Source organism: Pseudomonadota bacterium, from assembly GCA_026388315.1.
GTDB lineage: Bacteria > Desulfobacterota > Syntrophorhabdia > Syntrophorhabdales > Syntrophorhabdaceae > MWEV01.
In genome coordinates, this window is record JAPLKA010000069.1 from 1 (window position 1) to 10,580 (window position 10,580).

Below are 10,580 nucleotides of genomic sequence, written 5' to 3' on the forward strand. Positions count from 1 at the left end.
AGCCCCCTCAGGTGTGAGCAGGCGAGAAGAACCGAACCGGCGAGACGGCGTATCGGCGCCTGTCCACCAAGACGCTTGCTGTGAAGGTGGGAAACGGTGATGAAGGCAGTGAATAGTGAATGGTGCGGAGAGTGAAAAAGGCAGTGAATAGTAGATAGTAGATAGTGAATAGTTAAAAAGGCAGAAAAGATGAAATGCTGTGAATGGTGAATGGTGGATAGTGGAAACCCGTAAAGCGTGACTCGTGAAGCGGGGATACTGGATACCGATGAAGGCGGTGAATTGTGAGTATGAGCGGAGAAAAACGTCTTGCCGTCACCTTCCTCGTAACAGTTTTTATCCTGGCAGGAGAGGTGGTTGGCGGCTATTTAAGTAACAGTCTGGCCCTTTTAAGCGATGCCGGACACATGGTTACCGATGCCCTGGCCATAGCCCTGGGCCTTGTAGCTGCCCGTATCAGCAAAAAACCATCGGACAGGAACGCCACCTTCGGATATCAGCGGGTCGGCCTCCTGGCGGCGCTCATCAACGGACTGAGTTTGCTTGTCATCGCCATCTTTATCTTCTACGAATCTTATGAACGCTTGTTCTCCCCACCACAAATCGATATCCCCGTTATGCTCGGCATCGCTGTCCTTGGCCTTGCGGGAAACATCGTTATGGCATTTATCCTCGGTCACAGCCATGAAGACCTCAACCTCAAAAGTGTATGGCTCCACGTCCTCGGCGACACCCTCTCTTCGGTAGGGGTGATCATATCAGGCATTATTATCTATTTCACCGGCTGGACCTATGCAGACCCCATCGCAAGCGTCCTTATCGGAGGCATTATCATATGGGGTGGTGTGCGGCTGGTGCGTGATACAATCTCTATTTTTCTTAACTTAACCCCCAAAGGCTTCAATGTGGAGATGCTGGCACAAAAAATTACCGACATGCCGGACGTAGTAGATATCCACGATGTCCATCTCTGGCCTTTAGCGCATAATCATGTTGCCTTCTCAGCCCACGTGCTGGTAGACGACAAGACCCTGAGTGAGGTTGAAACAACAAAAAAGAACATCGAAGAGATGTTGAAAGAAAACGGGATAGATCACAGCACGCTGCAGATCGAGTGCAGGTGTGTGACCTGCGACAACAACCTTTACTGCCAGTCGAAACCTGACGAGCCTGGTGAGATGCACAACCACTAATCCGGAGACACGAGAGGATGCTATTGACAGTGTTTTTGTTTGTTGGTATATTTGCCAACAAACAAAAGAGGTATCACGCCAGTGCGTCGCGATGAGCGGTCAGATGTTTCTTCGACGTTATCATACAAAGGAGGACAATGATGGATAAAACAAAAGTTCTGTTCGTATGTGTTCATAATGCAGCGAGAAGTCAGATGGCAGAGGCATTCATAAACCACCTCTGCGGTGATAGATTCATTGCTGAAAGCGCCGGACTCGAACCGGGGGTACTGAATCCTCTTGTCGTGGAGGCGATGAAAGAAATCGGTATTGATATATCAAATAACACAACAAAAAGTGTTTTTGATTTCTACACACAGGGGAAGCTCTACCGCTATGTCATTACGGTCTGTGACCAGACAAGCGCAGAACAGTGTCCCTTATTCCCCGGTATCACTGCAAGGTTTCATTGGTCTTTTGAAGATCCGTCGAAATTTACCGGAAGCCACGAAGAGCAGCTCCGGCAAACAAGGGAAGTGCGGGACCGGATCAGACTGAAGATAGAGGAATTCTGCAAGGAAATGAGCAATAATTAAAAGAGGTTAAAGGAGGCATGGTGCGGTTGAGTTACAAAGGAAGATTGATAGCTGTTACGTTTCTTATTGTCATCATAATGGGTATATGCTTTTCAACGCCTGTTGGCGCACAGGGCAAGGGCGTAAAGGCGCCAACTCCTGCAAAGTCGTTTCCCCGTCTTGTTGATCTCGGGGCTAAGAAATGTATCCCCTGCATCATGATGGCCCCTATTCTGGAAGAACTGAAAAAGGAGTATAAAGGCATAGTTCAGGTTGACTTTATCGATGTCTGGGAAAACCAGAATGCCGGGCAGAAATATGGAATCCGTGCCATTCCGACACAAATTTTTTACGATGCCTCAGGAAAAGAGCTCTACCGGCACATGGGTTTCATGTCAAAAGAGGCGATTCTCGCCAGATTTCAGGACCTAGGCATGCTGCCCGGCAAAGATTCGAAGAAAGGGAAATAGCAGTTATGCTGGAAACCCTTTTCATGTCATTAAGCAGGGCCATTGAAGGCAGTCCCGCAGTAGCCCTCGCGGCTTCATTTGTCTGGGGCATACTCAGCATCCTCTTAAGCCCCTGCCACCTCGCAAGCATACCACTCATTGTGGGATTCATTGACGAACAGGGCAGAATCTCGACGAAACGGGCCTTTATGATCGCCACGCTCTTTGCGGTGGGCATCCTGATCACCATCGGTGTCATCGGTGCAATCACCGCTGCGACAGGGCGCATGATGGGTGATCTCGGACGATTCGGTAATTATTTCGTTGCCATTATCTTCTTTCTTGTGGGACTTCACCTCCTTGACATTATACCCATGCCATGGAGCGGCCCGGGGCAGGTGGGTCTGAAACGGAAAGGCGCTTTAGCAGCATTCATTCTGGGTCTTGTCTTCGGCATTGCCCTCGGCCCCTGCACCTTTGCCTATATGGCTCCCATGCTTACCATTACCTTTCAGCTTTCCTCCACAAACCTTCTCTATGGTATTGCCCTCCTCCTTGCCTATGGTGTCGGCCATTGTTCGGTTATTGTCGGCGCCGGAACATTCACCGAAGTAGTCCAACATTACCTCAACTGGAATGAACGTTCCATCGGCGCAAAAGTTGTAAAAAAGGTCTGCGGTGTCCTTGTCATACTGGGAGGGTTCTACCTTATCTACGCGACATTGTAGAGATCTATTTAAACGGTTCAAACAGCCCGAAATACTTGAACGGCTTTATCGGCTTGAACGGCTTGCTTAGAGCCTCCCCCTCTCGCCCGAAAGCATCTCCTCTTGCCACGGTGCCTTCCGTTGTATCGTATATGGAGTGATATTTTTATTTTGCAATTATGGAGTGATATAATTATATTGTAAAAACAGGCATTTTATTCAACATTGCCAAAAACGAACTATGACTATGAAATATATTACACGAACTGTTTGGGCTTTATCGCTTGTAAGCCTGTTCACCGACACGGCAAGCGAAATGCTTTACCCCATAATGCCGATTTATTTAAAGAGCATTGGCTTTTCAATTGTCCTCATCGGAATACTCGAAGGTGTCGCAGAAGCAACAGCAGGACTGAGTAAAGGATATTTCGGGAAACTTTCTGACAACTCAGGAAGACGAGTAGTTTTCGTGCAAACAGGCTATGCGTTAAGCGCTATTTCTAAACCGATGATGGGATTTTTCATCTATCCCCTTTGGATTTTCTTTGCACGAACCACTGACCGATTCGGGAAAGGAATACGAACAGGTGCGAGAGATGCAATCCTTTCTGATGAAGCAACACCTCAAACAAAGGGGAAAGTTTTTGGCTTTCACCGTGCCATGGATACCTTTGGCGCAGTATTAGGACCTGCACTTGCGTTGCTCTATCTGTATTTTTATCCCCAGGACTACAGGACATTATTTTTTATTGCATTTATTCCCGGACTTATTGCTGTATTTGCATCGTTATATCTTAAAGATAAAAAACAGACAACTTTAACAGAAAAAAATGTAATATCGTTCTTTTCCTTTCTTAATTATTGGAAAGGAAGCCCGTTGATATATCGCAAAGTTGTTATCGGGCTATTGACGTTTGCGTTGTTTAACAGCTCGGACGTGTTTCTCTTATTAAAAGCTAAAGAGTCAGGGCTAAGCGACACAATGGTAATTGGCGTCTATATTTTCTACAACCTTGTGTACGCTTTATGTGCCTTACCAATGGGTATTATTGCAGACAAAGTTGGTTTAAAGAAGATTTTTATCATTGGGCTTACGTTATTCGCAACGGTATATTTTGGAATGTCAGTTAATGCCAATATCTATGTTTATTTTGGACTATTTTTTCTCTATGGCATTTATGGAGCCGCAACAGAAGGAATTTCCAAAGCATGGATCAGCAACATTACCGATAAGAAAGATACAGCAACGGCAATAGGAACATATTCAGGTTTTCAGAGCGTCTGCACGATGTTAGCAAGTTCATTGGCAGGGCTGATCTGGTATCAATTTGGAGCAACTGCTACATTCATCACCACAGGCATTGCAACATTATTAGTCGTCTCTTATTTCTTAATTGCTATCCCAAGTCCAGTGGCAGACAAAACAGGGATTAATGCATAAATCAGGAGGCCACGGTGAAAACTGAGTGTAACCATGCAGAAAGACCCTTCTGGTGTCTCCTCAAAGAAGCTCTGTATATCGGTGCTGTTGGCTATGGCGGTCCGGCGGTTCTGGCATTGGCAAAACAAAGGTTGGTGCACGAAAAACACATAATAGAGGAAAAGGATTTCATGGATGCACTGGCGCTTTCACAGGTTCTTCCGGGCGCCATCGGCGTTACGTTAATGGGGCGCATCGGCTATCAGGTGAAGGAACTATGGGGCGCCATTCTTGTGCCTGCCGTCTTCGCACTGCCCTCGTTGGTCTTTATCATTTTCCTGTCCTGGGCTTATTTTCGTTTTGGAAATCTGCCCTTTGTCAAATCTCTGTTCACAGGTCTGGGGGCTATGGTGGTTGCCTTGCTCGCAAACGCATCGCTCCTTATCGGCAAATCAGTCTTCGGGAAGATAACATTCAAAGATTACAAGGGATTTTCCATATCAGCGTTCACCTTTACCGGTATTTACATTCTTCACTTCAATGTGCTGTGGCTGATTATGTTTTCCGGACTCCTCGGATTTCTCTTTTTCTATTTCACCGGCGAATTTGAAGATATTCCCTCGCAAGAAGGCGGCACGGTCATGCCGTCTCAGGCTATCGGGACACTTGCAGCCCCGCAACGCCATGTTAAACGGTACATTCCGGTCATCATCCTTTTTTTTATCGCAGGTTTTATATGTTTATTGTCCCCAAGGGCCGTTGAAATCGCCAATACTTTTCTTAAAATTGGCGCGCTGGGGTTCGGGGGAGGGTTTACCGCCATCCCGCTTATCAAGGGCGTTGTCGTTGATCAATTACACTGGGTGAATGAGATGCAGTTCCGTGATGGCATTGCACTGGGTCAGATTACCCCTGGGCCGGTATTTATCACCGCTGCTTTTATCGGCTACCATGTTGCAGGTATCATTGGGGCCTTTATGGCAGCGCTGGCAATTTTTACGCCATCTGTAACCGCTATCGTTGTTTTGAGCAGAATCCACAGCAGAGTGCGTTCACTCAAGGCCGTCCGCGTAGTGATCAAAGGATTCCTGTCCGGTTTTTTTGGGCTGCTGATCGCAGTGACCTTGCAATTTGGATTCAATTCCCTTGTTGACTGGAAAACATGGACCATTTTTCTTGTTGCCTTGTCGTACCTGTTTTTCCTGAAAAAAGATACAATCTGGCTGATACTGGGAACAATAGCCGTTTCTCTATTCCTTTTCCGGTTACCATGAAAAAATCACATTTACACGGCCCGTTTACGGCGAACAAAACCTTGAATGCCCAGCAAGCCCATTGGGAAAAGACGTTTTTAGAAAGGGGCGACATGTTTGGTCTCGAGCCAAGTTACGCTGCCCGCAGGGCGTCAGAGGCATTCAAGGGAAAAGGCGGCATTAAGATTCTGGAACTTGGCGGTGGTCAGGGACGCGACACCCTCTTTTTTGCAGGCGAGGGTTTCCGGGTTAATGTACTTGATTACAGCAATGAGGGGCTTAAAGCAATCAGGGAAAAGTCGCAAAAACTTGGAGTCTCACAATCCATTGTAACACTACTGCATGACATCAGACAAAACCTTCCCTTTGAGGATGAATCCTTTGACGGTTGTTTTTCCCACATGTTCTACTGTATGGCCCTTACAACGGCTGAGCTTGAATTCATCTCGCAGGAAATCCGCCGTGTATTGAAGCCTGAAGGGTTGAATATATATACCGTCAGAAATACCAACGATGCCCATTATCAAACAGGCATCCACCGGGGCGAGGACATGTGGGAGGTTGGTGGTTTCACTGTACACTTCTTCAACAGGGAGAAGGTGGAGCATCTTGCTGAAGGCTATACGATAACAGGCATTGAGGAGTTCGAAGAAGGCAATCTTCCCAGAAGACTTTTTCTGGTGACCCTCAAAAAGGACAGAAATGTTTCCAATACAATAAAAAGTCCCCGCAGTAAGAAGCCGGGAAAACAACAGGAGGAAACATAATGAAGATATCCGAGGCAATTACTTAAACGAATTCTGTTTGCAGTTGACAGAACAGTTATGCGTAAATGTATGTTTGAAAAAAATCATGAGCAATATGCAAATGTTATCAGGTGCTGGCGAGAAAAGGGGTACATGTGAAATGTGCTAAATCGGGTTGTGGATGATCGTTCCATCCTTCCTGACTGGAAGGCCTCCCGGGACGTGTCATTGACATCTGTAATTCATACTGGTAAGATACTTTACAGTAAAGAAGTAGGATAGGAGGAAAGTATGCAAATTACAAAAATCAGCCCAAAAAGACAGATTACAATTCCAAAGGAGATATGTAAAAAGCTGAATTTAGAGACTGGGGACTATTTAGAGGTTGATACGATCAATGAAGGGATTGTGCTCATTCCAAAGAAGCTTATTTCCAGAGACCAGGAGTGGTTCTGGTCAAAAGAATGGCAGGCAAAGGAAAAAGAGGCGGATGAAGCCATTTCCAGATGTGAGGTATCTCAGATTTTTGAAAATGCTGACGATCTCATAAAACATCTCAGGCAACAAAAGTGAAAATACAGACCACCAGACCATTTGATAGCGATTATGCATCATTGCCTGGACCAATCAAAGACAGGGCAGATAAACAGTTTGTTTTGCTCCTCGCCAATCCTCAATATCCTTCATTGAGGATTAAAAAAATCAAAGGGCATGCGAATATATGGGAAGGAAGTATAACAAAGAATTACCGCTTCACCTTCCAAATTGTTGGAGAGATTTACCTCTTAAGAAGGATAGGCACCCACGATATCCTCAAGACACCATAATGTCCCTCAATCTCCCGTCAAAAACAATCAAAGAAAAAGTGTAATAACAAATCTCTTTACCGTTCCCTGAAGTATTATTGACAAATTTTGATAAGTATCTTACCATGTGAAGGATGCTCAAGAAGAGGTTGATAGGTGGATAAAAGACGGAATTATTTGTTTATATACTCCATGGTAATGTTTTTCTGCTTTGCCTTTTTCCTTCATGCAGGGTATGCCGATGACAGCGGCTGCATAAAATGCCATACAAACGAACAGGCGCTGAAAACACTTCATGAACCGGTAAAAATCGACACCTCTGAAGGAGAGGGGTGAGCAGGTCCACCTCCGTCGGTCCCGGCGGAATTAATGTATAGAGCCTTCTTTGTTGATAAAATACTGATTGGTGATGATCCCCACTTTTTAGAGGGATGCGGTTCATGTCACTTCGGCGACGAGAAGGCACAGGTAAAAGAAAAGGCGCACAAGAGTGTTGTGAAAAGGCCTTCCGATGATCTTAAAGCCTGTGGAAAGTGCCATGAAGACATTGCAAAAATATACAAAGATGCCCTTCATTATACCACTCATGGTCAAAAACACGGGGTATCAGGCAGGTTTTCACCAAAGGAGGCCAGAACCTTCGATGAGAAGGTCTTTGAGAAATCCTGCAGAAGCTGTCATGCCTCCTGTGGCGACTGTCATGTCCAGTCACCGGCAATCGGCGGGGTCAGTTCAGGGCTCCTGAAAGGGCATAAATTTGTAAAAAAAGATGACGGAAAAACATGCGCCTTATGCCACGGTGGAAGGGTATACCCCGAATTCACCGGCGATTACGGCGGTTCTGCTGATATTCATTATCAAAAAGGCATGGTTTGCCTTGACTGCCATAAAAGCACCGAATTTCACGGTACAGGCACGCCGTATCAATCGAGAAAACAGATAAAAGAAAGACCTGCATGCACAGATTGCCATAAAGCAGGTGAGGAAAAGACTGATAAGGCAAAGACGGCACATACAACCCATAAAGGCAGGTTGAGCTGTTATTCGTGCCATTCAGGCGGTACATACAGGAATTGTTATGACTGTCATATGGGTAAAGGGGCGACATCAAAACCGGGCTTCTTTCTCGGCATAAACCCGAGAGACAAAAAGACTATTACCACATTGCGCTTAATACCCACTGTCAGAGATACCTTCAAAGGAGCCGGGATAAAGATGGAGAAGTTCGATGCATTGCCGAACTACTGGGATACGGCAACGCATAATATCAAGAAGAGGACTGAGCGCACACGTTCCTGCGAGGTCTGTCACGAGGAAAAAAAGGACTTCCTTACAAAGGAAACACTCATTAAGAATGGCTCAAAGGCAAATGAAGGTCTTCTTTATGCGCCAAAGCCTATAAAAAAATAGGAGGAAAAAATGTTCAAAAAAACAGCTTTATACAGTTTTATTCTTATTGTCTTAGCTTTAACCGTTCCTTTTGTGTTATCAGCGAGGGATGTAAATCCCATCGTCTCCACCGACTGGCTTGAAAAGAATCTGGCCAACCCCAAGGTGATAACCGTTGATATAAGGAAGGTAGAGGACTACAAGGCAGGGCATATTCCCAATGCAATTAACGTCATCTACGGCTCATGGGCTATTATGAAAGGGGGCCTTAGAAACGAACTTCCTCCCGCAGATGACCTCCTCGATGTAATAAGCTCTGCCGGAATCGGAGCAGATTCTATCGTTGTCATCGTCGGTAAGGCAGATGCCGTCCCTGACCGCACAGACATTTCACGGGTTGCCTGGACTTTGAAATATGCCGGCATTGAGAACGCTGCAATCCTCGATGGCGGATACAACAAATGGCTGGCCGACAAAAAGGCCGTTTCCACCGATGCAGTAAAACCGAAAGCAAAGGCATACCAGGGCAAGATTAACGAGGGCCTCTTCGTCAAAAAGGATTATGTCATGAACAGCATCGGCAAAGCCATTATTGTGGACGTAAGAGAACCCGATTTCTTCCAGGGTAATAAGAAACTGGATTTTGTCGCAAAGCCGGGAAAGATAAAGGGGGCAGTCAATCTTCCAACATCGCAGGCATACACAAAAGACGGTACATTTAAGAGCAAAGAGGAGCTTGCCGGTCTTGCTGCCAATGCCGTTGGCAAAGACACCTCTAAGGAAATCATCGTATACTGCGATACGGGAAAGGTTTGTACTGCCTGGGCATTCATTATGACAGAACTTCTGGGGTACAAAAATGTGAAGGATTATGACGGCTCCACAGAAGAGTGGATGAAAGACCCCAAAGCACCGACGGAACCGTAGATCAGGATTAAAAAAGGCTGAGATTAAGGTTGAGGCTGAGCATAAAGCCTTAAAAACCTTGACCTCAGCCTTAATGCTTTTAAAAGATAATTAATGGAGAAAATATGCCCATAATTTCAATGTTTTATGGTATTATTGTTCTTATGTTCTATTTCGACAATAAGAAACATCATCTTCCACATATTCATGCCCAATATGCCGAGCATGAGGTGAGTTTATGGTTAAGGTCAAATCCGTAGAACCTTTAAACGATTATAGACTTGCAATTGAACTGTCAAACGGCAGGAAAGGTGTGTTTGATGTCTCTCCTTATATCGGTAAAGGTGTGTTTAGCGAATTAAAGGAACAGGCATATTTTCGTTCTGTCAGACCTGCCTTTGGGGGTATTATGTGGCCCCATGAACAGGATTTCAGCCCCGAGACAGTGGAGTATGAACTGCAAGAATAAATGTCTAATCAATTTCACGCCGGAACGCTGTTTTGCTCTCTGCCGGGGCACCCACCCGGTGAATGGGTCGTGCTTTCTTGCCCATGCCAGTAATGCGGGTGCGACCCTGCCTTGAGCAGGGTACCCCGCTAATACAACAGTCTTTGCGCGTCGACAACGAAATCACAACGCATCCATTTGGCCTTCAAACAAAGCCCTTTCTGACACAGCACAATTCGCTGTACACTTTTTTATGCCATCTTTGAAGTGGTAATGGAGGAAGCTATAATAATTTCCTTGACATATTCTGTATACAATATAAGAATAAAATGAAAAGCTAAATGAAAGGCGGTAAAGAGGGGGCGGGAATGGCAATCAAAGGCTTCTCCGTTATAATCAGGAAAAAGACGAACCTAACCTTTGCTGATATTACGGATCATTTGTAAAGTATATTATGAGGAACACCATTAGAATAATTACACATTCGTTTTTTGATTTATATTCTGCTTTGGAGCAAAGCACACAAAATACCAAGTTGGTATATTAATTGTAAGGCTGACCGCTTGAGTCGCGCCCGGATAATAATATGAATGATAAAGGCATAATAAAAGCAATTAAAAGCAATGGGCGCTCCTCCACGCTCTCGTCACCTCGCTACTCACTTCGTTCGTTGATCCGCTCGGTTCCTCGTCCGCCTTACGGGGAGCTG

At 45.4% G+C, this 10,580-nt stretch carries 13 protein-coding genes and 1 pseudogene; all 14 read left to right on the top strand.

What is annotated here, in order from left to right:
- The first annotated feature begins 290 nt into the window (after positions 1-290).
- The 14 genes and pseudogenes from NTX75_10255 (at position 291) to NTX75_10320 (ending at position 9,892) form a co-directional block, all read left to right on the top strand.
- Positions 291-1,193: a cation diffusion facilitator family transporter gene (locus NTX75_10255; protein ID MCX5816602.1), complete on the top strand. Its 903-nt coding sequence runs from the start codon at positions 291-293 to the stop codon at positions 1,191-1,193.
- Positions 1,194-1,330: 137 nt separating this feature from the next.
- A complete protein-coding gene (locus tag NTX75_10260; GenBank protein ID MCX5816603.1) occupies positions 1,331-1,768 on the top strand; it encodes an arsenate reductase ArsC in 438 nt (145 codons plus the stop codon).
- A 17-nt stretch (positions 1,769-1,785) separates the two neighbouring features.
- Complete coding sequence (locus tag NTX75_10265) at positions 1,786-2,217, top strand: thioredoxin family protein (GenBank protein MCX5816604.1); 432 nt, start codon at positions 1,786-1,788, stop codon at positions 2,215-2,217.
- A 5-nt stretch (positions 2,218-2,222) separates the two neighbouring features.
- Positions 2,223-2,924, top strand: a complete 702-nt coding sequence (locus tag NTX75_10270) for a cytochrome C biogenesis protein (protein ID MCX5816605.1) — start codon at positions 2,223-2,225, stop codon at positions 2,922-2,924.
- Positions 2,925-3,150: 226 nt separating this feature from the next.
- Positions 3,151-4,344, top strand: coding sequence for an MFS transporter (locus NTX75_10275; protein ID MCX5816606.1), 1,194 nt, complete (start codon positions 3,151-3,153; stop codon positions 4,342-4,344).
- Between the two features lie 14 nt (positions 4,345-4,358).
- Entirely contained in the window at positions 4,359-5,597 is a 1,239-nt protein-coding gene (gene chrA / locus NTX75_10280) for a chromate efflux transporter (GenBank protein MCX5816607.1), read from the top strand.
- Entirely contained in the window at positions 5,594-6,343 is a 750-nt protein-coding gene (locus tag NTX75_10285; protein ID MCX5816608.1) for a class I SAM-dependent methyltransferase, read from the top strand. The genes chrA and NTX75_10285 overlap by 4 nt, the downstream gene beginning before the upstream one ends.
- A gap of 270 nt (positions 6,344-6,613) precedes the next feature.
- Positions 6,614-6,895 (top strand): AbrB/MazE/SpoVT family DNA-binding domain-containing protein, encoded by a 282-nt coding sequence (locus tag NTX75_10290; protein MCX5816609.1) that lies wholly within the window; start codon positions 6,614-6,616, stop codon positions 6,893-6,895.
- Positions 6,892-7,149, top strand: a complete 258-nt coding sequence (locus NTX75_10295; GenBank protein MCX5816610.1) for a hypothetical protein — start codon at positions 6,892-6,894, stop codon at positions 7,147-7,149. Before NTX75_10290 ends, NTX75_10295 begins: the two co-directional genes overlap by 4 nt.
- A 135-nt stretch (positions 7,150-7,284) precedes the next feature.
- Entirely contained in the window at positions 7,285-7,464 is a 180-nt protein-coding gene (locus tag NTX75_10300; protein ID MCX5816611.1) for a hypothetical protein, read from the top strand.
- A 33-nt stretch (positions 7,465-7,497) separates the two neighbouring features.
- Positions 7,498-8,538: a cytochrome c3 family protein gene (locus NTX75_10305; GenBank protein MCX5816612.1), complete on the top strand. Its 1,041-nt coding sequence runs from the start codon at positions 7,498-7,500 to the stop codon at positions 8,536-8,538.
- 9 nt (positions 8,539-8,547) lie between these two features.
- The gene (locus NTX75_10310) at positions 8,548-9,444 is read left to right on the top strand and encodes a sulfurtransferase (protein MCX5816613.1); all 897 of its coding nucleotides are present in this window, start codon (positions 8,548-8,550) and stop codon (positions 9,442-9,444) included.
- 104 nt (positions 9,445-9,548) lie between these two features.
- Positions 9,549-9,644 (top strand): annotated as a pseudogene (locus NTX75_10315) (DUF4160 domain-containing protein).
- A 17-nt stretch (positions 9,645-9,661) separates the two neighbouring features.
- Positions 9,662-9,892: a DUF2442 domain-containing protein gene (locus tag NTX75_10320; protein MCX5816614.1), complete on the top strand. Its 231-nt coding sequence runs from the start codon at positions 9,662-9,664 to the stop codon at positions 9,890-9,892.
- Positions 9,893-10,580: the final 688 nt, after the last annotated feature.

Coding starts and splice junctions, on each gene's coding strand:
- NTX75_10270 (MCX5816605.1), top strand. CDS start 2,223: ATGCTGGAAACCCTTTTCATGTCATTAAGCAGGGCCATTGAAGGCAGT.
- NTX75_10310 (MCX5816613.1), top strand. CDS start 8,548: ATGTTCAAAAAAACAGCTTTATACAGTTTTATTCTTATTGTCTTAGCT.
- NTX75_10305 (MCX5816612.1), top strand. CDS start 7,498: ATGTATAGAGCCTTCTTTGTTGATAAAATACTGATTGGTGATGATCCC.
- NTX75_10285 (MCX5816608.1), top strand. CDS start 5,594: ATGAAAAAATCACATTTACACGGCCCGTTTACGGCGAACAAAACCTTG.
- NTX75_10265 (MCX5816604.1), top strand. CDS start 1,786: ATGGTGCGGTTGAGTTACAAAGGAAGATTGATAGCTGTTACGTTTCTT.
- NTX75_10260 (MCX5816603.1), top strand. CDS start 1,331: ATGATGGATAAAACAAAAGTTCTGTTCGTATGTGTTCATAATGCAGCG.
- NTX75_10275 (MCX5816606.1), top strand. CDS start 3,151: ATGAAATATATTACACGAACTGTTTGGGCTTTATCGCTTGTAAGCCTG.
- NTX75_10320 (MCX5816614.1), top strand. CDS start 9,662: ATGGTTAAGGTCAAATCCGTAGAACCTTTAAACGATTATAGACTTGCA.
- NTX75_10255 (MCX5816602.1), top strand. CDS start 291: ATGAGCGGAGAAAAACGTCTTGCCGTCACCTTCCTCGTAACAGTTTTT.
- NTX75_10290 (MCX5816609.1), top strand. CDS start 6,614: ATGCAAATTACAAAAATCAGCCCAAAAAGACAGATTACAATTCCAAAG.